Source organism: Halopiger thermotolerans (assembly GCF_054654555.1).
On sequence record NZ_BAAIEU010000001.1, the window covers coordinates 193,634 to 218,385 of the forward strand.

Genomic DNA, 24,752 nt, shown 5'->3' on the forward strand with positions numbered 1-24,752 from the left:
GACCTGGGATTTGACGTTTGTCGTTCTCACAGACGATCGGACCGATTCCGTGCACGGCCGTTCGGCGGCCGACCGGACGCGGACGAAAGCACCCGACGGCAGAGAGACGCGTCGCCGAGGCTCGTTTTGGCGGAGAAGTGACAGGAGACCGGATATTCCGGGCGGTATGTTTTTTATGGCCTGGGTCGGAACGGTGGGACAATGGTCCTGCGATGTTCGCTGCTCGGACACGACTACGGCGACGCCGAAGTCGAACGCGAGCGCGAAGAACGGGGCAGCGAGGTCGTCGTTACCGTCCAGGAGTACGAGGAGTGTACTCGCTGCGGCGAGCGGCACGTCATCAGCGAGAACACCGAGGTCACGAGCCTCTCGGCTGGTGCGAGCGGCGACTCACTGCCCGACGATTCCGAACCGGCAGCCGGTTCCGACGTACCGTCTCAATCAGAACGCACAGCGTCAGCGTCCCCATCGGACGCCGATCCCGCCTCCGAGGACGCCGCCGAGCCGGCGGCCGGCGAGGACGTCGAGTTCATCGACGCCGCTGCCGGTGACGGCGACGCCGCACCGGCGGCGTCGACGGCGGACGCACCCAGCGCGGACGCGAACGCGGACGCCGAGTCCGACGCGCCCCCAGCGGCCGACGTCGACCCCGACCACCCAACCGACGAGAACGGCGATCCCGTCACCGACGACGGCGAGATCATCGAGGACACCCTCGAGGAGGCGGCCGATCGCGACCGCGGCCGCGGCGAGTGGCCCGACACCGACGACGTCGGCCCGCCGGTCGGCGCCGACGACGAACCGACCGCGTGGCCCGATGACGGGATCAGCGACGACCCCACGGAGGACGACGCGGTCGTCCTCGAGCACGACTCGACCTCGTCGGTCGCCGGATCGACCGTGAGCGACGTCGCGGGTGCGAACGTCGGACCCGCTACCGACGTCGACGCCGACGCCGAAACGGCGACCGAAACCGACGCCGAACCCGACACCGGCATCGAACGCGCCGGCGCGGCGCCGACGCCCGCCGAGGACACGGGGCCAGACGAGGACGGCGTTCCGACCGAGTTCTACTGCCCGCGCTGTGACTTCGTCGCGGCCGACGACCGCGCCTCCCTGCGCGCCGGCGACATCTGTCCCGACTGCCGGAAGGGGTACCTCGGCGAACGACCCCGCCGATAAGTATCCGGCGGTTTCGCTCTCGTTCGGGGGAACGTCGCCCACGACGGCTATGAAAAGAGGTAAACAGTCCGCCGTGTATCTACCAATCCATGAAGGAGTACAAGATGCGTCGCGGTGAGTACCTCGAGGAACGGATCCCCGACATGGAGTCGACGGTCGAGGAGTACTTCGGACCCATCACGGACACCGAGGAGTACAAGGGCAGCGATCTGTTCGTCATCGAGGAGCCCGACAACCCCGTCTTCGAGAAGATCGTCGTCGGCGCCGTCGAATACTCCGGCAAGAAGGACAAGCTCGGCGTCGAGTTCCACGAGCGCGACCCGACGGAACTCGGCCCCGACGAGCTCGAGGCCGCCGGCGAGGCCGTCGATCTCAAGAACGACTTCCTACTCGAGGCGACCGGCCGCGACGCGAAGGCCCGTCGTGACTCGATGAAGCGGGCCGTCGAGGACGAACCGGATCACGACGTGGAGACGTAACGGCTCGGATCGGACGCGACCGCTCTGCCTGTATTCTTCGCGCCGGGAGCGACGGCTCTGCGCTGATCGAGCCCGCGTCGGATCCGAATCGACGCCCGCACTGACGTCTCGAGTCGGCTTCGAAACCGCTATTGTCGCGCCGCGAGACGTCGTCGGTGATGGATATCGCCGCGTTCCTGGTCGCGACGCTGGCCGCGCACGTCGGGTTCGCGATCCTCGTGGCCGGACACGCGTTTCTGACGGATCGAGACGCCGGTTACTGGCCGTACGTCACGCTCGCGCTCGGACTCGCGGGCGTCGCGGGCTACTTCTTCTACGATCGGACGACGGGATCGGGTCGGATTTGAGGTTGGAGACCGACCGATCGCGGGTTCGACGGAGCGGGTTGAAAAAGAGAACCGGACGGGTCAGGCCAGGAAGACGTGGCGCGGCCGGTCCGCGAGGACGTCGCGGCCCCACTCGACGGTCTCGGAGAACTCGTCGCTGCGGAAGAACGCCATCGCGTCCTCGCGGGAGTCCCACCGGCTGGCGATGAACATGTCGTTCTCGTCCTCGCGGTTCACGAGGAGGTCGGTCTTGCGGTGGCCCTCCATGTCCTCGAGGACGGCGCCGACGTCGTCGAAGGTGCCGACGAAGTCGGCGCGGTGCTCGGGCTTGACGGTGTAGAACATGCCCATCGTGCCCCAGGAGTCCGCGTCGTCGTCGCCGGCCTGACGGACGACGTCGGGTAGATCGGCGAGGAAGCCGGCGGCCGTGTCCGCGGCGCGCTCGGTCTCCCAGAGGCTGACGACCGCCGCTTCGTCGCCCTCGTCGTGGGGCTCGTAGACCGCGGTCTTGACGTGGGTGTCGTAGTGGTCGAAGTTCTTGCGGAGCCCCTCGACCTCCTCGAAGAGGTCGTCGGTGTCGGCTTCCGAGTAGAGGACGACCGCGTGGACGTCCTCGCCGTGGGGTTGGCCGGCGTAGACGCCGGCCTCCTCGAGTTCGTCGCGGACGTCGTCGCCGTCACCGTGGTGGCCGTCGCCGCTGCCGTGATCGTGACCGTGACCATCGGAATCGCCGTGCGGATGGCCGCTCGAGTCGCCGTGTCCGTGGCCGTGGCCGCCGGACTCACCGTGGGCGTGGGAATGACCGCCGTGGTCGTGACCGCCGGCACCCTCCTGGGGAACCGGCTCGCCGGCGAGGAACGCGCCGAGGTTCTCCGGCGGGAACTGCCGTGCCGAGATGAACTGGCCGAACTCGGCGTAGCGGGAGGTCGACGGATCGAACCGCATCTCGTAGAGCAGGTCCTTGACGTCCGTCGGATCGTCGCCGAACAGCGTCACGCCCCACTCGAAGTCGTCGAGGCCGATGCTGCCGGAGATGATCTGCGTGACGCGACCGGCGTACTGCTTGCCGATCTCGCCGTGGCTCGCGAGGTGCTCCGCGCGCTCGTCGAAGGGCAGATCGTACCAGTTGTCCTGCTCGCCGCGGCGCTTGTCCATCGGGTAGAAGCTCAGGAACTCGGTGTCGGGGATCGAGGGCTTGATGCGAGTTTCGATGTACCGCTTCATGCCCTGATCCTCGACCTCCTCGCCTTCCTCGAAGTACTCCTGGGACATGTAGCCCGAGACCTCGGTCACCGAGAGGTAGGAGTCGGCGCGCTCGGTGAACTCGGCCAGCGCCGTGTGTTCGAACGAGCGCTCGAGGGCGTCGATGTCGGCGAGCGTCGGCCGCAGGTGCAGGAGCAGCAGGTCGGCCTTGTGCCCGAGCACCGAAAACGTCGCTGAGTCTCCCTCCTCGGCGTCGTCGACGCGCTCGGCCGACGCGAGGAAGTCGATCCCCTCGTCGATCGCCAGTTCGCGGCGATGCTCGGGGGCGTCGCGCCACGCGTCCCAGTCGATCGACCGGAAGTCGTGCAGGACGTACCAGCCCTCCTCGGTCTGCGGGGGTTCTCGTCGTTCCATGTCGGCGGATTGGGACGGGAGCGCTAAGAAGGGCCGGGTTTCGGACGGACTCGCAGGAATCGAGACCGGCTCGTCGGCCGCTGCGGCGACCGCGTACCGGACGAATCGCACCGACCGAAACCCTTTACGTACGCCCGTTTAAATGGCCGCGTACATGCGGAAAAGTGGGCCCCCGAAAGGACTCATCGCCTATCTCGTGCTCGAGCTACTCGAGGAGAAGCCCCGCTACGGCTACGAGATCTTAAAGGAGATCCGCGAGATCAGCGGTGGGCACTGGGAGCCCTCCTACGGATCGGTGTACCCGATCCTCTACAAGTTCGAGGAGAAGGGCTGGGCCGAGCGCATCGAGCGTGCGGACGAGCCCGACCGGAAGTACTTCGAACTCACCGACGACGGTCGGGACGAACTCGCAGAGCGCCGCGAGGGCGGCGCCGAGAAGGCGAAGGACTTCGCCGACGTCATCCTGGGCTTTTTCCACGTCTACGCGGCCTTCTCGACCGACGATCGGTTCGAGATCCCCGAGCAGGAGGGGGAGTGGCGGTTCGACGAGGAGTTCAGCCGGTGGGTCGTTGAACAGGTGGTACGCCACCACGAACACTACTTCGAGACGGACTTCGAGCGGATCGACGAGACGCCCGAGGAGTTCTACGAGCGCCACGGGATCGACCGCGAGGAGTAGCCGGGCTCGAGCAGCCCCGAAGCGCTTCTACCGACGTTTTGTCGACGTCGTCTCGAGAGTGAATAGAAGCGGGCTCGAGGAATGGATCGGTACCGCGGCTGAACTCGGCGTCGAACTGGCTTCAACCCGCGAGCAACTGCGGGCCGAAGATCATCGCCAGAAAGCTGACGAGCATCGTGAGGCCGACCGACGTCGTCACCACGCGGACCATCCCGCGAGTCGCGTCGATCGGCAGCCGCGAGAAGACCGCCTCCGTGCTCGTCCGAAGGATGTGGCCGCCGTCGAGCGGGAACGCCGGGATGCAGTTGAAGAAGCCGAGCTGGACGTTGATCCAGCCGGTCCAGAACAGGGCGTTTGCGAGTGCGAAGACCGGCCAGTCGCCGAGCACGGCGAGGGGGCCCTGCGCCTGATAGAAGTTCTGGATCCCGCCGGCGAAGCCCGCGAAGTTGTACGGCAGCACGTCGATGACGCTGGCGATCGGCAGCATGAGGGCGAAGCCGATCTTCCCGAGGAACGAGCCGCCGAGCGCACCGAAGGACTCGCCAGTTCCGCCGCCGAGGGCCGCGAGGTACGCCTCGGCCGGATAGAGCTGGATGCCGAGCGCTTGCGTCGAGACCCCGGAGATTCCCGATCCGGGGTAGACGAGGTAGCCGACGGTACCGCCGCCGGTCGTTTCACTCCGCTCGCCGAGCGTCACTTCGTACTCGACGCGCTCGCCGTCGAGGTAGCCGGCCACGGTCACCCGATCGCCGGGATCGGTCTGCCCGACCAGTTCGTTGAGTTCCGACTGCGTGGCCGCCCGCTGGCCGTCGAAGCTGGTCACGACGAGGTTAGCGCCGGCCGGCGCGCCGGCCTCGGCGAGCGGCCCGTCCTCGGCGACCGTCACGAGCGCGCCGATCGGCACCTCGCGCTCCTCGCGGCCGTCCCCGGTAGCGACCGTCAGCGTCGCGATCTCGTCGTCGCCGACGGCCTCGAGGAACTCGGTCTCGGTCGCCACCTCTTGACCGTTGACGGCGACGATCGAATCGCCGGTCTCGAGGCCGGTGACGCTGCTATCGGCCGTGGCGGTGACCAGCAGCGAGCGCTCGACCTCGACGGTGCGCTCGCCGTTGAGTTCGACCGTGAGCGGGTTTCCGGACGCGGTTTCGACCCGCTCGCGGAACTCGTCGTTCCCCTCGATCGGCTCGCCGTTGATCGCGGTGATCCGGTCGTCCGGCTGGATGTCGGCCGCGGCGGCCGGCGAGCCGGGGGCGACGCCGCCGACGGCGGCGCCGGGCGCGACGCCGATCGAGGCCACGATGGGGCCGAACAGGAGCGCGAAGGCGACGATCGTGATCGCGAAGTTGTTCGTCACGCCGGCCGCGAACATCCGCGTTCGGCCGCCCCTCGAGGCGGATTTGCTGCTCTCCTGATCGGGTTCGACGAACGCCCCCATCGGGATGATCGCGAGCATCACGATCCCCATCGAGTCGATGTCGATGTCCTCGACGCGACAGAGCAGACCGTGGCCGCCCTCGTGGACGACCAGGCCGACGAGCAACCCGACGACGATGCCGGGCGCCGCCGACAGCGGCAGGAAGTCGTTGACGCCGGGGATGACGAGGACGTTCCGGGGCTGCTGGATGGCCGAACTCGGCTGCGGCGAGGAGAGCGCACCGATCGCCGCGATCAGCAGGAAGACGAACATCGCCACCATCACGACGAGGGCGATTCCGATGCCGAGGTTCGCCCACGCTCGCCAGAACCGCTTGGGGCGCGCGAGCCGGTCGAGCAGCACCCGGCCGCGCTTGGTGTGGAAGGTCAGCATCGGCCCCTGCGTGCCGATAAACTCCGGCAGCAGGTCCGCCCGCTCGAGTGCGATTACGACGGCCCAGTAGAGCAGGAGTCCGGCGACGATCCACGTCAGGAGTTCGGAGCCGTAGAGCTCGGGGACCGAAACTGCGACGAACGAGGGGGAGCCGTAATCCATCTATCTCTACCGTAACTGAGGGAGGCGGTCTCAAATGGCTTTTGTCTGTACTCGAACACCCGCTAACGACCGGAAACCGACGGCTGAAACGCCGCCGCTTACCGCTCGCGCCGGAGCCGCGCGACGACGAACTCCCGATCGAGCTTCGCGAGGAAGGGGCCGAGCTTCGGGCCCTGCTCCTCGTCGAAGAACAGCCGGTAACCCGCGCCGAAGAAGTCGCCGATGTCGACGTCGTGGCGCTTTGCCGTCTCGTAGATCTCGCCCTGCAGGTCCTCGGGGTCGACGCCGTCGCCGGAGTCGACGAAGTCGGCGAGGTCGTCGAGCGCGTCCTCGGTCGTCGCGTCGAACTCGTGGTCGGGAATCTCGCTGCGCTTGAGTTCGTAGTCGAACTCGTTGCCGGTCCGTCGCGCCCAGTTGCGAGCCTTCTCGACGCGCGCGAGCGCGCCCTCGACGGCCCAGTCGGGCGCGTCCTCGGGGATGTGGCCCTCCTTGCGGGCGACCTCCTCGCGCAGGTCGGGGTCGTCGAACATCCCGAGGACGGCGGCGAAGGTGTAGGGCAGGCGGATGCGCTCCTCGCGGGGCTCCTCGACCAGCAGCGGGTAGACCCGCTCGGCGAACGCCCGCTCGTCCTCGTCGGCCTCGATCTCGTCGAAGTAGATCGCCTCGAGGCGGTCGAACTCGTCGACCAGCTGGTCGAGCCGCTCGATGCTGAAGTCCCGCGCCTTCGAGGGGTCCTTCGCGAAGAAGTAACGCAGCACCTCGGGCTCGAGCAACTCGAGCACGTCGGAGACGAGGATCACGTTGCCCTCGGAGGAGGAGAACGGCTCACCCTCGAGGGTGAACCACTCGTAGACCATCGGAACCGGGGGTTCGATCTCGAGGACGTTGCGCGCGACGTCCTGGCCGCTGGGCCACGATCCTTCGGCGTGGTCCTTGCCGAAGGGCTCGAAGTCGACGCCGAGTTCCTTCCACTGGGCGGGCCACTCGAAGCGCCAGGGGAGCTTGCCCTCGCGCAGGGTGGCGGTGCCCTCGTGGCCGCAGCCCTCGATGGTGCGGTCGCCGGCGTCCATGTCCGTACAGCGGTAGTCGACCGTCGCCGGCTCGCTCTCCAAGTCGACGCTCGTCACCGTCTCCGTGATCTTGCCGCACTCCTCGCAGATCGGGTTGAAGGGGACGTACTCGTCGTCGACCTTGTCCTGATACTTCGAGAGGACCTCGCGTGCGCGATCCTGGTGTTCGAGGACGAACTCCGTGACGTCCTCGAGGTCGCCGCTCTCGTACAGGTCGGTGTTCGAGACGAGATCGATCGGCACGTCCAGCGCGTCGGCGCTGTCCTGGATGATCGTCGCGAAGTGGTCGCCGTAGGAGTCGCAGCAGCCGAACGGGTCCGGAATGTCGGTGTAGGGCGCCCCAAGGTTGCGCCCGAGCGCGCCAGCGTCGACCTCGCCGAGATCGACGAGGTCGCCCTCGAGGTCACAGAGGGTGCGGGGTAGCTTCCGCAGCGGGTCGCGGTCGTCGGCGGTGAACACCTGCCGGACCTCGTGGCCGCGCTCGCGGAGGACCTCGGCGACGTAGAACCCGCGCATGATCTCGTTGACGTTCCCGAGGTGGGGCACGCCCGACGGCGAGATGCCGCCCTTGATGACGATCGGCTCGTCGGGCGCTCGCGCTTCTACGCGATCCGCGACCGTATCCGCCCAGAAGGCGTGGCGCGCGTCGTCGCCGTCCTCGCGCTGGAGCGTGTAGGGGCTGTACTCGTCGGGTACCGCGGAGTCGAGGTCGGCGTCGGCGCCGTCGTCGGGGTCAGGGCCAGGATCGTCCGCGCTCATCGTTCGCCTTCGTCTTCGTCGCTCGCCCAGTACGTCGGTTCCTCGCCGGCCCCCTCCGGCACGACGTCGGTCCCGTCGTGTTCGCCGTGGCGGACGGCGCGAGCGATGCGGTCCGGATCGGTGCCGTCGAGGACGATCGTCCGCATCCCCGAGCGCTCGATGATCTTCGCCGCCAGCAGGTCGACCGGGGCCGACGCGCCGGCGTTCATCTCGAGGCCGGCGATGACGTCCACGAGGTCGGTCGCGGAGAGGGAGTCGTACTTGGTCGCGTCGTCGTCCTCGTTCGGATCGGCGCTGTAGACGCCGGGGACGCTGGTGGCGTAGACGAGCAGGTCGGCGTCGATGTACTCCGCGAGCGCGGCGCCGACGGCGTCGGTCGTCTGGGCCGGCGCGACCCCGCCCATGATGCAGACGTCGTCGCGGCGCAGCGCCTCGCTGGCCTCCTCGTAGTCCTTCGCCGGCGCCGCCACCGCCTCCGAGCCAAGCGCGGCGATGAGCAGGCGCGCGTTGAGCCGCGTGACGTCGATCCCCAGTTGATCGAGTTCGATCTCGTTCGCCCCCAGATCGCGAGCGGCGCCGATGTACTCGCGCGCGACGCCGCCGCCCCCGACGACGGCGCCGACGCGACAGCCGTCCGCGACGAGGTCCTCGATGACGGCCGCGTGCTCGGCCACCCGATCCGCGCCCGGCTCGGGTACCAGCACGCTACCGCCGATAGAGACGACCACTTTCATACTACCCCGGTGTAGCGGGGTTGCTATCTTAAGGGTTGCCAACTGCGCACTCGAGCGTTGGCGCGCACCACGGCACGCGCTCACGGCCGGGGTTCCGAATTCGGTAGCTGCGCCGGTCCGAACCGTCTACGACTCGAGCGGGCACACGAGCGCCTCGCCGTCGCGGTCGAACGCCGTGCCGTACGGTTCGGACAGTTCGCGCATCCGCTCTCGGGACCACGCGGCCGCCTCGGGGCCCGCCTCGTGGACGGCGCAGCCGTCGATCTCCGTGGGGTAGAGGCGCAGCTCCGTCGGTTCTCCGTCCGGCGTCACCGACAGCACGAACAGGAAGCTCCGATCGTTCCGGAGCTCGTCGTCGACCGCGTAGTCGTCGACGAAGTCGCCCGTATCGTACAGGATCGGCCGGCCGTCGTGCACCTCAATCCCCTGGAAGACGTGCGCGCTGTGCCCGTGGACGACGTCGACGCCGCGCTCGACCAGCCAGCGCCCGAACTCGCGAAACGCCGCCGGGGGCTCCGCGACCATGTTCGGCCCCAGGTGCAGCGACGCGACGAGCACGTCGGGATCCGTCTCGCGTGCACGCTCGAGCGCCGTTCGGACGCACTCGCGGCTCTCCTCGTCGGCGAGGACGTCGACGGACGGCGATCGAACGCTCGCGTCGCGCGATTCGTCGATGTCGATCCGCGCGGTTCCTGGCGAGTCCTCGTCGGCGGCGTACTCGGGCGTGTTGTCGGTCAGCGAGACGACTGCAAGGGAGAGCGCGTCCTCGTTCTCGTCCTCGGCCTCGCCCCCGGTATCAGTATCGGGACCCCCGCCGACGCGCCGCACCGCCGGCTCGAGCGCCTCGTCGATCGTCTCCCCGGCCCCCGTGCGGGCGATCCCGGCCTCGTCCAAGCGCTCGAGCGTGTCCCGCAGCGCGACTTCCTCGTAGTCGAGCACGTGGTTGTTCGCGAGCGCACAGACGTCGACGCCGGCCGCCTCGAGGGCGGGCACCGCCCAGTTCGGATCGGCGCGGAAGTGAAACGGTCTGCGCGTGCGGGTCCACGGTCGGCCGCGCGTCGAGAGGACGCACTCGAGGTTGATCACGAGCGCGTCGAGGCCGTGCAGCCGCTCGCGGACGGTTCCCCACACCGCGTCGACCGAGCGGTTGCGCTGCCGATCGTCGACGAGCCGCCCGAGCATCACGTCGCCGGCGAATCCGATTCGGCGGGTGCGGTCGGGTTCGGATTCCTGTTCGCGTTCGCCGTCGACCATATCGAGCGTTCGCGAACCGCCCGCAAAACGGTCGGGGTCCGTTTCGCGTCGCGCGCTCGGTTCGGCCGACGGGCCCAAAAATCGGCCGGTCAGCGACAGCTACAAACCCCGACCCGTCCATATTTCGGGTATGCACGTACTCGGCATTCTCGACCGCGGGGCGAGCGGTGATACCCTCGAGCGGGTCGTCGATCGGGTCGTCGATCGCCTCTCCGCGCGGGGGCGGGTCGGCGTCGTCAGATACGACGCGACGATCGCCGACGGCACGCACGCCGCGCGGGAGACGGCGATCGGCGGGGACGTCACGTACGACCTCGGCGCCGACGGCGACTGGACCGCGACCGGAACGGGACTGTCAGTGCAGGACGCGCTCGACAGCCTGGCGACCGACTGCGAGTACGCCGTCGTCGTCGGGATCTCGGACCTCCGGTACCCGGCGCTGGTCGTCGGCGACGAGACGGACGACCCCGACGCCGACGTTGTTGCAACCGTCGACTTGCCCGCGGACGTCGACGACGGCCTCGTCGACGCCCTCGAGGCCGCCGAACCCCACCGCACCCTCGAGTCGATCGTCGCCGACGTGAAGCGCTCCCCGAAGGCCGACCGCTCGGGGGCGATCGCGACGTTCACCGGCCGCGTCCGGGCGAAAGACGACGCGGACGACGCACGCACTCAGTACCTCGAGTTCGAGAAGTACGAAGGCGTCGCCGACGAGCGGATGGCCGCCATCGAGTCGGAACTCGAGGAACGCGACGGCGTCCTCGAGGTCGAACTTTACCACCGCACGGGCGTCGTGGAGGACGGCGAGGACATCGTCTACGTCGTCGTACTCGCGGGCCACCGCGAGGAGGCGTTCCGGACCGTCGAGGACGGCATCAACCGGCTGAAAGACGAGGTGCCGCTGTTCAAGAAGGAGGTTACGGTCGAGGACGAATTCTGGGTTCACGACCGCTCGTAAGACTATATATTCCCGAAAATTAATTCAGAAAATAACGAATGACGCCGGAAGGCGACTCTTAATAGATCGATAACGAGCTCGCAGCGATAATGAATTAGAATCGGTTATAAAATTTCTCGAGCGATCTAAGCCGGCGGTAAAACGTATCGTAAATGGGAATAAAACGTTGCTTACACCCCAGATCGCTGAAGGCAATCGAAAACTCGCTAATCATCCGCCCTTTATAACATGTTCCCCCCACAAGGCGTTGATGTCGATGAGCACGACAGCCCAACCCTCCACGGAAAGCAAAGAACGCCGCCTGAAACGCTATCTGCGCGAACGCGCAGAAGACGGTGAGCTGTACTTCAAAGGCAAGTTCATCGCAGACGAAGTCGGCATGTCCCCGAAGGAGATCGGCGCGCTGATGGTCAAGCTCTCGGAATCAGCCAGCGACCTCGAGGTCGAGAAGTGGTCGTACACGAGCGCGACGACCTGGCGCGTCGAGACGGCCTAATGCCATCGACGATACGAAACGCATACAGACGTCTCCCGTCCCCGACACGTCCCGTCCCCTGACCGACCTCACGCACGTGGATTCTGCGCCACAGCATCCACACCACACACGCCATACACTCCGCGTGCCGGCGCGTCTCCGACGCCATCCGGCACGCCCGCTCTGATCGAGCCCCGCTCGATCGGTTCCCGCGACTCGTTTTTTGCGGTCGATTCGATCCGCCAGTGCGAGGTGGCCCCCGCCGGTCGAATCCGAGCAAACGCCCCGAGGCAGTCGATTTATACGAACCGATAACGAATCGCGAGTGATGGACGACGGCGACGCGTCCGGGTTGGGGTCGACCGAGGCGACCGGATCGCTCGAGGACAGACCACCGCGCGATCGAATCGAGTCGGTGTTCGCGGTCTACGAGACGCGGATCGAGGGCGAGCAGTTGATCTACTACGGCGATCCGCTGAAACCGCCCGAACAGCTCGTCCGAGAGCTGTGGCCGGTGTTTCGGGATTCGGGCTACGACCTCGAGCTGACGACGCGACACGGCGAGTACGCGCTCGTCGCCGAGCCGACGAACGTCGGCATCGACGGGGTTCCCTGGACGAATCTCGTCCTCCTCGGCCTGACGGTTATCTCGACGCTGTTCGCCGGGTCGATGTGGTACCACATCGATCCGATCGCGAACCCGACCGGCATCTGGCGGGCCTGGCCGTTCACCGTCTCGATCCTCGGCGTGTTGGGGTTCCACGAGATGGGCCACTACGTGATCGGGCGCCGCCACAACGTCGACGTGTCGCTGCCCTACTTCATTCCGATTCCGACGCTCATCGGGACGATGGGCGCCGTCATCAGGATAAAAGGCCGAATCCCGGACCGGAAGGCGCTGTTCGACATCGGCGTCGCGGGCCCGCTCGCCGGGCTGGTCGCGACGGTGATCGTCACCGTGATCGGGCTGCACTTACCGCCAGTGACCGCCCCCGAGACGGTCGTACAGGACCCCAACGCCATCCAGATCCGACTGGGCTATCCGGCGCTGCTCGAGTGGCTCGCCGCGGCGTTCGACCAGCCGCTGTACCGGGATGACCCGGCGACGGCGGTGAACCCCGTCGTCATCGGGGGCTGGGTGGGGATGTTCGTCACGTTCCTCAACCTGATCCCAGTCGGCCAACTCGACGGCGGCCACCTCCTCCGGGCGATGGCCGGCGAGTTCCAGGAATCGATCGCGGCGCTCGTGCCCGGCGTCCTCTTCGGCCTCGCGGCCTACCTCTACTACGTGCTCGACTACAGCGGGAACTCGGTCGCGATCTGGGCGTTCTGGGGCATCATTACTGCGTGGCTCGCGTCGGTCGGCCCTGCGCGGCCGATCCGCGACGAGTCGCTGGGACTCGGGCGGTTCGCGCTCGGACTCGTGACGTTCGGGCTCGGACTGCTATGTTTCATGGCGGTGCCGATCGCCATCGTCGAGTAACGGCGGCGCTACTCGCCGTGCGTGTAGCCCCGATCCGCGAGCGGGTCGCCGTCGAGGGTCACTCCGTCCTCGGCGTCGACGACCGACCCGATCGTCGAAATCGCGACGTCCGTCTCCGAACGGACCGCCGCGAGCGCGTCCTCGGGAACCGTCGCGACGAGTTCGAAGTCCTCGCCGAATGTCGTCGCGTACTCGAGCGCGGCCGCCTCGTCCTCGGCGACCTCCCGAACCGCGTCGGCGATCGGAACCGCGTCCGACTCGATCGCGAAGCCGCAGTCGCTGGCCGCCGCGAGCTGGTGGAGCGAGCGGGCGAGCCCGTCGCTCGAGTCCATCATCGCGGTCGCGTGCGGGGCCAACGCGCGGCCGGCCCGGACGCGGGGCTCGAATCGAAACAGCTCGTTCGCGCGGTCGCGCAGGGCTGGGTCGGCCTCACGGTCGGCGCGGCGGAACAGCTCGAGGCCGGCGGCGCTGCGGCCGAACGAGCCGGTCACGCAGACGAGATCACCGGGCTCGGCGCCGCTTCGTTCGACCGGGTCGTCCGTCCGGCCGACGGCGGTCGTCGCGACGGTAAACTCCGCGTGCTCGTCGAGGTCGCCGCCGACGTACTCCGCGTCGACCCGCTCGCAGACGTCCCGCGCGCCGCGCACGAACGCGAGCAGGTCCGATCGGTCGAACTCCGGGACGGCGTAGGCGGCGACGGCGGCCGTCGCGTCGGCGCCCATCGCCGCGACGTCCGACAGCGAGGCGCCGACGGCCCGCCAGCCGGCCGTATACCGAGTGGTGCCGTCGGGGAAGTCCGTCCGCTCGTGGAGCATGTCCGTCGTCACGACCAGCCCGTCGATCGCCGCCGCGTCGTCTCCCGCGGCCGCGAGTTCGCCCTCCAGCAGCGCCAGTGCGGCGCGTTCGTCCATACCCCTCGTTCATACTCGAGGACGAAAAACGGTCCGGGACGCGGTGACACTGTACGCGATTGGGGCGCCGAGCGCCGCGATACGATGGTCTTAAATGCCGCGGAAGGAAAGCACACGCCAATGGCTACGATGTACGACGTTCCGGCGGACGCCCTCATCGAGGCGCTCGCCGAGGACCTCGAGGAACGGCTCGACGAACCCGACTGGGCGCAGTTCGCCAAGACCGGTGTCGACCGCGAACTGCCTCCCGAACAGGAGGACTTCTGGGCGACCCGCGCGGCCAGCCTCCTGCGCAAGGTCGCCGACCGCGGTCCGGTCGGCGTCGAACGGCTCGCAACCGAGTACGGCGGCGGCAAGCCCGGCTCGAACCGCTACCGCGTCGCGCCGGACAAGCGCGCCGACGGCTCGCGGAACCTGATCCGAACGATCCTCCAGCAGCTCGAGGACGAAGGGCTCGTCGAGACCGCTGAAGGCGAGGGTCGCCGCATCACGCCCGAGGGACAGAGCCTGCTCGACGACACCGCCGGCGACGTTCTCGAGGACCTCGACCGACCGGAACTCGAGCGCTACGCGTAAGCCGATCGCCGACTTTTCGCGCGAGCTACCCGCTCAGCCGCGGCTCTGGCGGCCGGCGTCCGTAATCATTTTCCCGCCTGCAACGTAACGTACGGCCATGAGCGAACGCCCAGACGACGAGCGGCTCGAGGAGCTGCGAGAGCAGAAGATGGAGGAGCTGCAGGAGCGGGCTGAGGCCCAGCAGGGCGGGGAGGCCCAGGAGGCCGCCCAGCAGCAGGCCGAAGCCCAGAAGAAGGCGGTGCTCCGCCAGCACCTGACCGACGACGCCCGCAAGCGGCTCAACACCGTCAAGATGAGCAAGCCGCAGTTCGGCGAGCAGGTCGAGCGCCAGGTCATCACGCTCGCCCGCAGCGGCCGCATCCAGGGCAAGATCGACGACGACAAGATGAAACAGCTACTGAAGGAGCTGAAACCCGACTCCAAGAGCTTCGACATCCAGCGACGCTGATGGAGCTCGGACTGCTCTACAGCGCGGGCAAGGACTCGACGCTCGCGGCGCTTCTCCTCGAGGAGTTTTACGACGTCACCCTCGTAACGGGCCACTTCGGCATCAGCGACGACTGGCGACACGCCCGCGAGACCGCCGATTCGCTCGGCTTCGAGTTCCGGCGGCTCGAACTCGACCCCGACGTCGCCCGCGAGGCCGTCGACGTCATGCTCGAGGACGGGTTCCCGCGAAACGGCATCCAGCGCGTCCACGAACACGCGCTCGAACGACTCGCCGCCGCGGAGCCCGGATTCGACGCCGTCGCCGACGGCACCCGCCGCGACGACCGCGTGCCGACGGTCTCTCGCGCGCAGGCCCAGAGCCTCGAGGACCGCCACGGCGTCGACTACGTCTCGCCGCTGTCGGGGTTCGGCCGGGGCGCGGTCGACCGGCTCGTCGACGCCCACCTCGAGGTGACGGTCGGCCCGAGCGAGGAGATCAGCCGGGCCGACTACGAGGCCGAACTGCGGACGCTCATCGCCGACCGGGAAGGGCCGGCGGCGGTCGGCGACGTCTTCCCGGAGCACGAGCAGACGTACGTGACCGGCGTCCGCCGGTGACCTGTTGGCGACGGTGGCTCGACCGCCGTCCGCCGATGAAAGGATAGAAGTTCGGCGTCGGCGAATCCCCTCTCATGTACGACGGGATCAAGGGCTTTCGCGATTTCTACCCCGGCGAGATGGCTGCCCGCCGGCAGACCATCGACACGCTGGAGGACACCGCCCGGCGGTACGGCTTCCGGGAGATCGGGACGCCCGCCTTAGAGCGCGCCGAGATGTGGACAGACAAGAGCGGCGACGACATCGTCGACGAGTTGTACTCGTTCGAGGACCAGGGCGGTCGCCACGTGACGCTGACCCCCGAACTCACGCCGACGGTCGCCCGGATGGTCGTCGCCAAGCAACAGGAACTGTCGAAGCCGATCAAGTGGTTCTCGACGCGGCCGTTCTGGCGCTACGAACAGGTGCAACAGGGCCGCCAGCGCGAGTTCTACCAGACCAACGTCGACATCTTCGGCTCCGCGGAGCCCGAAGCCGACGCCGAGATCCTCTCGTGGGCCGCTGACGCCCTGACGAACCTCGGGCTCACCGGCGACCACTTCGAGTTCCGCGTCTCTCACCGCGACATCCTCGGGGGCGTCCTCGAGACCTACGAGGCCGACGTGGACGTCGACGACGCCATCCGCGCGGTCGACAAGTCGGACAAACTCTCGACCGTCGAGTACCACGACCTGCTCGTCGAGGCCGGCCTCGACTACGAGCAGGCCGAGGAGTTCGCCGATCTCATCGCCGGCGGCGACCTCGAGGAGGTCAAGGCCTTCGCCGACACCGAGCGCGTCACCGCGGCCGTCGACAACCTCCAGAACGTCCTCGAGGCGGCCGAGGACTTCGGCGCCCGCGACTACTGTTCGATCTCGCTCGAGACGGCTCGCGGCCTGGACTACTACACGGGCGTCGTCTTCGAGTGCTTCGACTCCACGGGCGAGGTCTCGCGGTCGATCTTCGGCGGCGGCCGTTACGACGACCTGATCGAAAGCTTCGGCGGCCAGCCGACGCCCGCGGTCGGGGTCGCGGTGGGTACCGCGACGCTGCCGCTGTTGATGCAGCGGGCCGGCGTCTGGCCCGAGGAGGAAGTGACGACGGACTACTACGTCCTCCAGATCGGCGACACTCGCTCGGAAGCGGCGCGGATCACTCGGGACCTCCGCGAGCGCGGCCACGTCGTCGAGACCGACGTCGCCGGCCGCTCGTTCGGCTCGCAGCTGAACTACGCCGACTCGATCAACGCCGAGACGGTCGTCATCGCCGGCGAGCAGGATCTGGAGAACGACGAGGTGACGATCAAGGACATGGAATCGGGCGACCAGACGCAGGTGCCGGTCGACGAGTTCCCCGGCGATCTCGAGCGGCCGACGTACGACGATTTCGCATAAGCCGGCTCCAACGACCGCGACCGGCGAGGGCCCGAGCCGCGGGCGCGGGATCGAAGACCGGTCAGCCGCCCGATCGTCGTCTCGAATGCGGCGTTCTCGAACCGAGATGCTACCCGGTACTTAAACTCCCTCTATTGCTCGGGTAAAATTCCGCCCGTTCCTGCGAAACGGGAACTACGAGCGCTCTTAACCCCGATTAGCGCCAACGTGCTACTGTGAGGTGAACCCCAATGGCAGCTAACGAAGCCACCGTCAAGTGGTTCGGCAGGCGGCAGGAGTTCGAGTACGCCGACGGCGCGGCCGGATACGCGCTGGTGTTGATCCGACTCGTGGTCGGCTACTGGTTCCTCCACGCCGGGTGGACGAAGTTCGCGTTCGTCGCAGGTGAGCCGTTCGACGCGGCAGGCTACCTCGCGAACGCCGAAACGCCGATCGCGCCGCTGTTCGAGTTCGTCGTCGGCACGCCGTGGCTGCTCGAGTTCACCAACGTGATGATCCCCGTCGGCGAGTTCCTCATCGGGCTGGGGCTCGTCCTCGGGGCGCTCGTGCGCCTGGCCGCCTTCTTCGGCGGCGTCCTGATGACGTTGTTCTACCTGGGCAACGCCGACTGGGCGCACGGCTACGTCAACGGGGACCTGCTCGGGCTCCTCATGTTCGTGCTCGTCGGCGTCTTCGCCGCGGGTCGGCTCCTCGGCGTCGACGCCTACCTCGAGGAGACCGAGTTCGTGAAACGGCGGCCGTGGCTGCGCTACCTCCTCGGCTGATCGGCCGAGGAGGGGCGTATCGAAGCTGATCGGGCGGCCGCGGCCGATAACCAACCGGCAGCCGCCTGATAACCAACGGCCGGCCGCGGCGAATCGGCCGTCGCGACCGGCGGCGATGCGGAGCCGATTTCAGCGATTTCGTTTTCGTTCCGTCGCGCGCTCGCGACGCTCGTCGGTGCCGTTCTCTCGCTGGGTCCGCTCTGGTTCGTCCGCGGGACGAGCGGTCGCGTCCTCGGCCGCGACCGAGTGACCGGTCTCGGCGTGGTGCTCGATCATCGCGCGGTCGAGCACCGCCCGATCCTCGCGATCGTCGATCTCGTGCGACCAGTCGCAGGTTTCGCAGTAGGCGCGGGTCATGATACGCGACCGTCGTTTCGGGACGACTATCACCGATCGGATGGATATATAGCCGATTAATAGTTCCGAAATCCGACATCGACGCGGCGTCGACGTTACTCGCATGCGAAGACCGGGCCGACGATCACCGCGTGATCGGCCGACCGCCGACGCGAGGGCGTCGCAGGGCCTACGGTTAACTTCGGCGGCGGTGTACCCCGCCCGATGGCCGACGGCGACACCGGAACTCGTCCGAACGTGCTGTTCGTCCTCACCGATCAGGAGCGGTACGACTGCAGCGCCCCCGACGGTCCGCCGGTCGAGACGCCGACGATGGATCGGCTCTCGAGCGAGGGGATGCGCTTCGAGCGGGCGACGACGCCGATCAGCATCTGCACGAGCGCGCGGGCGTCGCTCATGACCGGCCGGTTCCCGCACGGCCACGGGATGCTCAACAACAGCCACGAGGCCGACGCGATTCGGCCGAACCTGCCGTCCGAGATGACGACCTTCTCCGAGCTGCTCGCGGAGAACGGGTACGAACTCAGCTACACCGGCAAGTGGCACGTCGGCCGCGATCAGACCCCCGAGGACTTCGGCTTCTCGTATCTCGGCGGCAGCGACAAACACCACGACGACATCGACGGCGCGTTCCGCGAGTACCGCGAGGAACGGGGCGTCCCGCTGGGCGAGGTCGATCTCGAGGAGGAACTCTACACCGGCTCGGACCCCCGTGATAGCACCGAGGGGACGTTCGTCGCCGCGAAAACGCCGGTCGACGTCGAGGAGACTCGCGCGTACTTCCTCGCGGAGCGGACGATCGACGCGATCGAGCGCCACGCCGAAAGCGAGGGCGAGGACGAGGACGACCGCGACGGTCCCTTCTTCCACCGCGCGGACTTCTACGGCCCCCACCACCCCTACGTCGTCCCCGAACCGTACGCCTCGATGTACGATCCCGACGAGATCGACCCGCCCGAAAGCTACGCCGAGACCTTCGACGGGAAACCGCAGGTCCACGAGAACTACCTCTACTACCGGGGCGCGGACGGCCTCGAGTGGGACCACTGGGCCGAGGCGACCGCGAAGTACTGGGGGTTCGTCTCGCTGATCGACGACCAGCTCGAGCGAATCCTCACGGCCCTCGAGGAGCACGGTCTCGCCGACGAAACGGTCGTCGTCCACACCGCGGACCACGGGGACTTCGTCGGCAACCACCGCCAGTTCAACAAGGGGCCGCTGATGTACGACGACACCTACCGGATTCCGCTGCAGGTTCGGTGGCCCGGCGTCGCGGAGCCGGGGTCGGTCTGCGAGGCGCCCGTCCACCTGCACGATCTGGCCGCAACTTTCCTCGAGACGGGCGGCGTCGAGGTTCCCGAGGAGTTCGACGCGCGGAGCCTCGTCCCGCTGCTCGAGAACGGCGGCGATCCCAACGAGGCGTCCGTCGACTGGCCCGACTCGACGTTCGCCGAGTACCACGGCGACGAGTTCGGGCTCTACACCCAGCGGATGGTCCGGACCGAGCGGTACAAGTACGTCTACAACGGGCCCGATATCGACGAGCTGTACGATCTCGAGGGCGATCCGGCGGAACTGCAGAACCTGATCGACCACCCAGCGTACGCGGACGTGCGCCGAGAGATGCGCGACCGGCTCATCGGCTGGATGGAGCGGACGGACGATCCGAATCGGGGCTGGGTGCCGAACGTGCTCGAGCGCGCGTCGGCGAGCGACGGGTGAGTGCGACCCGGCCCGAGGGACGCCCCGGCCGTCGACGCGCGACGCGGAAGCGTACGTTTACGGTGTCCAAGCGGGTACCACCGAACATGATCCACATCGACGCCGCCGCACTCGAGCGGACGGGGGATGCGCAATGAGCGGGACCGGACCGCGTCGCGGCTCGAACGCGGAGCCCGATCCCGAGGAACTCCGCGAGGAGGCCGCGGAGTACGAAACGATCGCCGCGGCGCTCGAGGACCTCGTCGCGGAGCTGCGGGACGAGCCGCTCAGGGAGACGCGCCTCGAGGGGCTGTTCGACGAGGCGACGACGAGCAATCCGAACATCTGGAACACCGTCACCGCCTTCATCGACGTCGAGGACGGCGAGGCGGTCGTCACCGACGAGAGCAAGCTCGCGGAAGGCAGTTGGGCGCCCGAGATCGTCGAGGGCTGCGACGCGATGGTCACGATCGATATCCAGCGCGGGCTGATGCCGGACGACTTCACGTACCTCGTCGGGAAGAAGCTCCAGGACGAGATCGACGAGTTCCGCGAGCGGGCGGCGAAGGCCCGACAGCGCGCGGCCGACCTCGAGAGCGAGGACGGAACCGAGAACGAGGACGGAGACGGTGTGAACGGCGGTGCTGACGGGGAACTGAACGACGACGCGTAACCGCCGCTCGATCGAGGTCGACGGTCGTCGGCCGACTCGGTGACGGCGAGCCGATCGCGCCGTCAGTACCTCGTCATTTTGGAGCTACGTTCATGCGGTGAAACGGCGAACGGTGTCCTATGTCCGGCGACGAACCGGCACTCGAGCGGGACGAGAACGCGACGGCGCAGTTCCTCGTGCAGTGCGAGTCCTGCTCGTTCGAGCGGTCGACCGACGGACGGGAGGAGGCGACGCGGCTCGGGAACGTCCACCACCGGGAGACGGGACACGAGATCGTCGCCGTCCAGATGCCGCCGTCGGTCGAGCCCGACCTCGACTCCGAGTGACGGCGCGTTCGACGCGTCCGTCAGCGGGGAGCGCGAGCCGTCGCTGAGGCGTTCATCGCCGCGGCCGGTCAGCGGTTCCGTCCCGATACCTCGTCGCTCACTCGTCGACGATCCGCACTCGCTCCCGTTCGAACCGTCCGTCGGCGCCGATGCTCGAGCCCGGTTCGGCGTCGCCGACGTTCGACCCGTCAGTTTCGTCGCTCGCCTGCTCCCCCGAGCGCCAGCGCCACGAGCCGACGGCGAACGGCTCGAGCGAGACGATCAGGTACGACCGGTCGGGCCAGGTCGCCTGTGCGGCGTCGGTCGCGCTGGGTCGCGGCGGCCCGCGGGGGTGGGAGTGGTAGAAGCCGACGATCTCCTCGCCGCGGTCCTCGAGGCGCTCGAAGATCGCGAGTTGTTCCTCGGGATCGATCCGGTACCGCGTCCGAGGCGTCTCGGCGGCGTTCTCGGCGGGGTACTGCGAACGGACGTGGCTCCGCTGCGAGTCGAAGTCGCCGCCGAAGACGCCGCAGATTTCGTCAGGTTGGCCGTCGCGAGCGCGCTCGAGGACGGCGTCGCGAACGGCTTCGGGGATGACCAGTTCGGGACTGGAATCGGCGGTCACGGTGTCGTCGGTGCCGTCCGGCGCGGCGTCGGGATCGGCGGTCACGGCTCCACCCGAGCGTCGGCGTCGGAATCGGCGTCGGCGTACGCCTCGAGTTCGTCGAACGGGACGGCCATCCGCTCGCCGTCGGACGGCGCGACCGACCGATCGAACAGGTCGGGTTGGACGATCGGCGCGAGCGTCTCGAGCGTGTCCACGAGCGGCGGACCCGGACGGTTGAGGTAGTGGTGGCCGTCCATCGCCCAGACGCGGCCCTCCTCGACGGCCGTCAGGTCCGCCCAGCCGTCGCGCTCGGTGAGGTCGGTCCGGTTGGCGGCGGTCTGCTCGAGGTCGAACCCACAGGGGGCGACGACGATCAGTTCGGGATCGTACTCCCGAATCTCGGTCCATTCGCGAGGTCGCGATCGCTCCCCGGCGTCTGCCAGCCCGTACTCGCCGCCGGCCCACTCGACCAGTTCGGCCGTCCAGTGGCCCGCGATCATGACGGGGTCGGTCCAGTCGAAGATCGCCACTCGAGGCCGATCCTCGGGTGCGAGGTCGGCGGTCCGCTCCCGAACGCGGTCGATCCTCGCCTCGAGGTCGGCGCGAACGTCGCGGGCGCGCTCCTCGCGGCCGATCGCACGGCCGATCCGCTCGACGTCCTCGAGGACGTCGGCGACGCTGTGGGGGTCGGTGGTGAGGATCTCGGGATCGGCCGAAATCTGTTCGACGGCGTCGGCGACGACCACTTCGTCGACCGCGCAGACGTCACAGATTCCCTGGGTGACGATCAGGTCTGGCTCGAGTTCCTCGAGCGTCTCGACATCGACGTCGTAGACGCCGTCGCTCTCGTCGACGGCCTCGAGCACCTGGTCGTCGATCTCGCCGCTCGAGCCGTCGGCGTCGACTCGCGAGCGGGTGACGGCGGGCGCCGACGCGGCGTCGGGCGGGTAGTCGCACTCGTGGGAGACCCCGACGGGCTCGCAACCGAGCGCGGCGACGATCTCGGTCGCCGAGGGGAGCGTCGTGACGATTCGCATGGGATCGACTACGCGGCGCGCGGTGAAAAACGACTGGCTCGGCTCGAGCGGAACGGTCGCTCCGGGGCGTCGGTTCGACCTCCGCATCGGTAGCGCGTGCCGCCGACTCGAGCGGATAGTGTACGGAAAAAGCCTCGTTCAGCAGTGCCGGATTCCGGCAGCCGAAATCGAAGCCGGATTAGTTGCGGACGACGTTCGTCGCGCGGGGGCCCTTGGGGGCCTGTTCGATGTCGAATTCGAGTTCCTGTCCTTCCTCGAGGTCAGCGCCGCCGACGTCTTCCATGTGGAAGAACACGTCATCGTCCGCGTCCTCAGTCGAGATGAAACCGTAACCGCCTGTGTGGTTGAAGAAATCAACCTTACCGTTTGCCATTACAAACAAACGTAGTGGCGATGCACGGATAAGGGTTGCGAGGGTCGCGGTACCACGACTGTCGCCGACGCCGCGGGCTACAGTTCGTCGCCGGTATCGTAGCCGTTCGAGTCCGACTCGTCGGCATCGGCAGCGTCGGTCGAGTCGTCCGATTCGTCGAACTCCACCGTGGTCTCTCCGGCGCCGAACTCGTCCGTCGACGTCCTCGATTCGGGATCGAACGCGTCCTCCTCGGACTGGTCGTCAATGTCGAACTCGTCCGTCTCGAGTTCCTCCCCGCCGACGTTGACGGCGCCGTCCTGAATCTCGATGATTACTCCCTCGTCGTCCGGCGAGGCGCCGAGCATCCGATTGGCCGCCGATTCCACCTCGCGGTTGACCTCCCAGACGAACCGGAGGACGGTCTCGAGTTCGGTCCCGGCGGTCCGGAGTCCCTGTTGGGTTCTGGGGACGCCCTCGGGGGAGAGCCCGCTCAGACTGCGGGCGCCCTCCGGGTGCAGGTACTGGAGGGGGTGGTCGTTCGGCACCTCCTGCAGGTCGACCTCGAACGACCAGAGGTACGGCAGCGCCTGGAGGGCGTACCCCTTCGGCTTCGGTGCTTTGCGGCCCGCGACGGAGAAGACAGTCGTCAGCGCCGTCGTTCCCGCGTCGGTGTCGTAGTAGACGCCCGGCAGTCCCGGTACTGAAACGCGCATGCTCGAGCCGAGGGACTCGTCGGGCGTGAGTGTCTCGCCGGCAGTCGCCAGCCGGCAGTTATACGCTCGAGCGCCACCGTCACGGCCGCCAGGTCGGCGCCGACGGTCTCGGCGGTCGACGGCCGCGTGCCGCTCAGAAGCTATCCGCGAACTTGTCCCGTCGGTTGATGTCGATCTCGCTGATGCTCGAGTGATCCTGGCTCGCGGCGAAGCGGATGGCCTCCGCCACTTCCGCAGGGTCGCTGGCCTCGTCCTCGTCGAACACCTCCGCGAACGTCGAGCCGTCGGTCGTCTCGAACTCCGAGCGAACCTCGGCGGGGTTGACGACCGTGACCCCGACGCCCTCGTCGCCGACCTGCGCCGCGACGCTCTTGGCGAACCCGCGAACCCACCACTTCGAGGCTGCGTAGACCGGGTTGAACGAGCGCGGGTACTGGCCCGCGAAGCTCCCGACGAAGATCAGGTGACCGTTTCGCTCGCGGACGTGGGGGATCGCCGCCCGCGTCGCGTAGAAGACGCCGTCGACGTTGGTCTCCTGCATCGTCTCGTACTCCGCGGTCGTCATCTCGGCGACGTCGCTGCCCCGCGAGAGCCCCGCGTTGTTCACCAGCACGTCGATCCCGCCGAACGCGTCGACCGTCTCGTCGATCAGCGCGTCGACCTCGTCCTCCTCGCGGACGTTCGTCGGGACGACCAGCGTCTCGACGCCGTGGTCGGCCTCGAGGTCGTCCGCGATCTCGCGCAGCGGTTCCTCGCTTCTGGACGCGAGAACGACGTCGGCGCCGGCGGCCGCGAACGCGCGGCAGGTCGCCTCGCCGATGCCGGAACTCGCGCCGGTGACGATCGTTACGTCGCCCTCGAGTCGGTCGGTGTGTGCGTGTCCCATAGAAGATCCCTCACCCTCGAGGACGTTCGGTGTTTCCCCGGCTTCCGCCGTCCCGCTCGCGGCCGCAGCCATCCGTTGCCACCCCCGGGCTATTACGTCCGTACGGTCTACCGAGCGTATGGCCAATCCCGACCCCGATACCGACGCCGACGCTAACGCCGACGACGGATCGACCCGTTCGTGCCACCGACGCGGCTGCGACGAACCGGCGGCGTTCGTCGCGCTCGAGCGATACCAGGAAGAGACCGGGAAGGGCGCGGTCGAGGCCGAGGCGGCGCTCTGTCGCGACCACGCCGCCGAGGAGCATCCGACGAACCTCGACGGCGCGTACCCGGACTACGTCTTTCGCGTCGAACCGCTTCCGAAGTCGGAGTTGGAGGCCGACGACGCCTCGTGAACTGCCCGAATCAGGAAGCCACCACCGAGGACGCGCTCGAAAATCGGTTCCGGTTCCGCACCCAC

Annotated in this window: 28 protein-coding genes; 16 read left to right on the forward strand and 12 right to left on the reverse strand. The window is 68.0% G+C overall.

Annotation, left to right across the window (positions count from 1 at the left end):
* Positions 1 to 201 precede the first annotated feature (201 nt).
* From ACYQ26_RS01030 to ACYQ26_RS01040, 3 genes are all read left to right on the forward strand, one after another.
* A complete protein-coding gene (locus tag ACYQ26_RS01030; protein ID WP_459806438.1) occupies positions 202 to 1,182 on the forward strand; it encodes a DUF7093 family protein in 981 nt (326 codons plus the stop codon).
* An 89-nt stretch (positions 1,183 to 1,271) separates the two neighbouring features.
* On the forward strand, positions 1,272 to 1,661 hold the full coding sequence (locus ACYQ26_RS01035; protein ID WP_459806439.1) for a DUF5611 family protein: 390 nt from the start codon (positions 1,272 to 1,274) through the stop codon (positions 1,659 to 1,661).
* A gap of 158 nt (positions 1,662 to 1,819) precedes the next feature.
* Entirely contained in the window at positions 1,820 to 2,008 is a 189-nt protein-coding gene (locus ACYQ26_RS01040) for a hypothetical protein (RefSeq protein ID WP_459806440.1), read from the forward strand.
* A 60-nt stretch (positions 2,009 to 2,068) separates the two neighbouring features.
* Here ACYQ26_RS01040 and ACYQ26_RS01045 read toward each other — a convergent pair whose 3' ends face one another.
* On the reverse strand, positions 2,069 to 3,604 hold the full coding sequence (locus ACYQ26_RS01045) for a heme-binding protein (protein ID WP_459806441.1): 1,536 nt from the start codon (positions 3,602 to 3,604) through the stop codon (positions 2,069 to 2,071).
* 154 nt (positions 3,605 to 3,758) lie between these two features.
* Here ACYQ26_RS01045 and ACYQ26_RS01050 point away from each other — a divergent pair, with 154 nt between their 5' ends.
* Entirely contained in the window at positions 3,759 to 4,283 is a 525-nt protein-coding gene (locus ACYQ26_RS01050; protein WP_459806442.1) for a PadR family transcriptional regulator, read from the forward strand.
* A gap of 121 nt (positions 4,284 to 4,404) precedes the next feature.
* Here the strand turns inward: ACYQ26_RS01050 and ACYQ26_RS01055 are convergent, their stop codons facing one another.
* The 4 genes from ACYQ26_RS01055 to ACYQ26_RS01070 all read right to left on the reverse strand — a co-directional run bounded on the left by ACYQ26_RS01055 (position 4,405) and on the right by ACYQ26_RS01070 (position 10,069).
* The gene (locus ACYQ26_RS01055; protein WP_459806443.1) at positions 4,405 to 6,252 is read right to left on the reverse strand and encodes a site-2 protease family protein; all 1,848 of its coding nucleotides are present in this window, start codon (positions 6,250 to 6,252) and stop codon (positions 4,405 to 4,407) included.
* Positions 6,253 to 6,350: 98 nt separating this feature from the next.
* A complete protein-coding gene (gene lysS / locus ACYQ26_RS01060) occupies positions 6,351 to 8,081 on the reverse strand; it encodes a lysine--tRNA ligase (protein WP_459806444.1) in 1,731 nt (576 codons plus the stop codon).
* A complete protein-coding gene (gene pyrH, locus ACYQ26_RS01065) occupies positions 8,078 to 8,815 on the reverse strand; it encodes a UMP kinase (RefSeq protein WP_459806445.1) in 738 nt (245 codons plus the stop codon). The genes lysS and pyrH overlap by 4 nt, the downstream gene beginning before the upstream one ends.
* A gap of 126 nt (positions 8,816 to 8,941) precedes the next feature.
* Positions 8,942 to 10,069 carry a CapA family protein gene (locus ACYQ26_RS01070; protein WP_459806446.1) on the reverse strand — a complete coding sequence of 376 codons (1,128 nt, stop codon included), beginning with the start codon at positions 10,067 to 10,069 and terminating at the stop codon, positions 8,942 to 8,944.
* 130 nt (positions 10,070 to 10,199) lie between these two features.
* Here ACYQ26_RS01070 and ACYQ26_RS01075 point away from each other — a divergent pair, with 130 nt between their 5' ends.
* From ACYQ26_RS01075 to ACYQ26_RS01085, 3 genes are all read left to right on the forward strand, one after another.
* Positions 10,200 to 11,027: a molybdopterin synthase gene (locus tag ACYQ26_RS01075; RefSeq protein ID WP_459806447.1), complete on the forward strand. Its 828-nt coding sequence runs from the start codon at positions 10,200 to 10,202 to the stop codon at positions 11,025 to 11,027.
* A gap of 250 nt (positions 11,028 to 11,277) precedes the next feature.
* Positions 11,278 to 11,523, forward strand: coding sequence for a DUF7123 family protein (locus ACYQ26_RS01080; RefSeq protein WP_459806448.1), 246 nt, complete (start codon positions 11,278 to 11,280; stop codon positions 11,521 to 11,523).
* Between the two features lie 307 nt (positions 11,524 to 11,830).
* Complete coding sequence (locus ACYQ26_RS01085) at positions 11,831 to 12,985, forward strand: site-2 protease family protein (protein ID WP_459806449.1); 1,155 nt, start codon at positions 11,831 to 11,833, stop codon at positions 12,983 to 12,985.
* An 8-nt stretch (positions 12,986 to 12,993) separates the two neighbouring features.
* On the opposite strand, the gene thiL is transcribed toward ACYQ26_RS01085, so the two are convergent.
* On the reverse strand, positions 12,994 to 13,896 hold the full coding sequence (gene thiL, locus ACYQ26_RS01090) for a thiamine-phosphate kinase (RefSeq protein WP_459806450.1): 903 nt from the start codon (positions 13,894 to 13,896) through the stop codon (positions 12,994 to 12,996).
* 120 nt (positions 13,897 to 14,016) lie between these two features.
* Between thiL and ACYQ26_RS01095 the strand changes: the two genes are divergently transcribed.
* The 5 genes from ACYQ26_RS01095 to ACYQ26_RS01115 all read left to right on the forward strand — a co-directional run bounded on the left by ACYQ26_RS01095 (position 14,017) and on the right by ACYQ26_RS01115 (position 17,656).
* On the forward strand, positions 14,017 to 14,472 hold the full coding sequence (locus ACYQ26_RS01095; protein ID WP_459806451.1) for a 30S ribosomal protein S19e: 456 nt from the start codon (positions 14,017 to 14,019) through the stop codon (positions 14,470 to 14,472).
* Positions 14,473 to 14,569: 97 nt separating this feature from the next.
* Positions 14,570 to 14,920: a DNA-binding protein gene (locus ACYQ26_RS01100; protein WP_459806452.1), complete on the forward strand. Its 351-nt coding sequence runs from the start codon at positions 14,570 to 14,572 to the stop codon at positions 14,918 to 14,920.
* On the forward strand, positions 14,920 to 15,519 hold the full coding sequence (locus tag ACYQ26_RS01105; RefSeq protein ID WP_459806453.1) for a DUF7411 family protein: 600 nt from the start codon (positions 14,920 to 14,922) through the stop codon (positions 15,517 to 15,519). The genes ACYQ26_RS01100 and ACYQ26_RS01105 overlap by 1 nt, the downstream gene beginning before the upstream one ends.
* 74 nt (positions 15,520 to 15,593) lie before the next feature.
* Complete coding sequence (hisS, locus tag ACYQ26_RS01110; RefSeq protein WP_459806454.1) at positions 15,594 to 16,892, forward strand: histidine--tRNA ligase; 1,299 nt, start codon at positions 15,594 to 15,596, stop codon at positions 16,890 to 16,892.
* A gap of 230 nt (positions 16,893 to 17,122) precedes the next feature.
* Positions 17,123 to 17,656, forward strand: coding sequence for a DoxX family protein (locus ACYQ26_RS01115; protein WP_459806455.1), 534 nt, complete (start codon positions 17,123 to 17,125; stop codon positions 17,654 to 17,656).
* 129 nt (positions 17,657 to 17,785) lie between these two features.
* Here the strand turns inward: ACYQ26_RS01115 and ACYQ26_RS01120 are convergent, their stop codons facing one another.
* The gene (locus ACYQ26_RS01120) at positions 17,786 to 18,013 is read right to left on the reverse strand and encodes a hypothetical protein (protein ID WP_459806456.1); all 228 of its coding nucleotides are present in this window, start codon (positions 18,011 to 18,013) and stop codon (positions 17,786 to 17,788) included.
* A gap of 204 nt (positions 18,014 to 18,217) precedes the next feature.
* Here ACYQ26_RS01120 and ACYQ26_RS01125 point away from each other — a divergent pair, with 204 nt between their 5' ends.
* The 3 genes from ACYQ26_RS01125 (at position 18,218) to ACYQ26_RS01135 (ending at position 20,713) form a co-directional block, all read left to right on the forward strand.
* The gene (locus ACYQ26_RS01125) at positions 18,218 to 19,735 is read left to right on the forward strand and encodes a sulfatase family protein (protein WP_459806457.1); all 1,518 of its coding nucleotides are present in this window, start codon (positions 18,218 to 18,220) and stop codon (positions 19,733 to 19,735) included.
* A 133-nt stretch (positions 19,736 to 19,868) separates the two neighbouring features.
* Positions 19,869 to 20,387, forward strand: coding sequence for a hypothetical protein (locus ACYQ26_RS01130; RefSeq protein ID WP_459806458.1), 519 nt, complete (start codon positions 19,869 to 19,871; stop codon positions 20,385 to 20,387).
* Between the two features lie 119 nt (positions 20,388 to 20,506).
* Positions 20,507 to 20,713, forward strand: coding sequence for a hypothetical protein (locus ACYQ26_RS01135; RefSeq protein WP_459806459.1), 207 nt, complete (start codon positions 20,507 to 20,509; stop codon positions 20,711 to 20,713).
* A gap of 97 nt (positions 20,714 to 20,810) precedes the next feature.
* On the opposite strand, the gene ACYQ26_RS01140 is transcribed toward ACYQ26_RS01135, so the two are convergent.
* The 5 genes from ACYQ26_RS01140 to ACYQ26_RS01160 all read right to left on the reverse strand — a co-directional run bounded on the left by ACYQ26_RS01140 (position 20,811) and on the right by ACYQ26_RS01160 (position 24,290).
* Positions 20,811 to 21,317, reverse strand: coding sequence for a desampylase (locus tag ACYQ26_RS01140; RefSeq protein ID WP_459806721.1), 507 nt, complete (start codon positions 21,315 to 21,317; stop codon positions 20,811 to 20,813).
* Between the two features lie 41 nt (positions 21,318 to 21,358).
* A complete protein-coding gene (locus tag ACYQ26_RS01145; protein ID WP_459806460.1) occupies positions 21,359 to 22,336 on the reverse strand; it encodes an ABC transporter substrate-binding protein in 978 nt (325 codons plus the stop codon).
* A gap of 178 nt (positions 22,337 to 22,514) precedes the next feature.
* The gene (locus ACYQ26_RS01150) at positions 22,515 to 22,709 is read right to left on the reverse strand and encodes a cold-shock protein (protein WP_459806461.1); all 195 of its coding nucleotides are present in this window, start codon (positions 22,707 to 22,709) and stop codon (positions 22,515 to 22,517) included.
* A gap of 77 nt (positions 22,710 to 22,786) precedes the next feature.
* Positions 22,787 to 23,404 carry a hypothetical protein gene (locus ACYQ26_RS01155; protein WP_459806462.1) on the reverse strand — a complete coding sequence of 206 codons (618 nt, stop codon included), beginning with the start codon at positions 23,402 to 23,404 and terminating at the stop codon, positions 22,787 to 22,789.
* A gap of 133 nt (positions 23,405 to 23,537) precedes the next feature.
* Positions 23,538 to 24,290: an SDR family oxidoreductase gene (locus tag ACYQ26_RS01160; RefSeq protein ID WP_459806463.1), complete on the reverse strand. Its 753-nt coding sequence runs from the start codon at positions 24,288 to 24,290 to the stop codon at positions 23,538 to 23,540.
* Between the two features lie 118 nt (positions 24,291 to 24,408).
* Here ACYQ26_RS01160 and ACYQ26_RS01165 point away from each other — a divergent pair, with 118 nt between their 5' ends.
* On the forward strand, positions 24,409 to 24,687 hold the full coding sequence (locus tag ACYQ26_RS01165) for a hypothetical protein (protein ID WP_459806464.1): 279 nt from the start codon (positions 24,409 to 24,411) through the stop codon (positions 24,685 to 24,687).
* Positions 24,688 to 24,752: the final 65 nt, after the last annotated feature.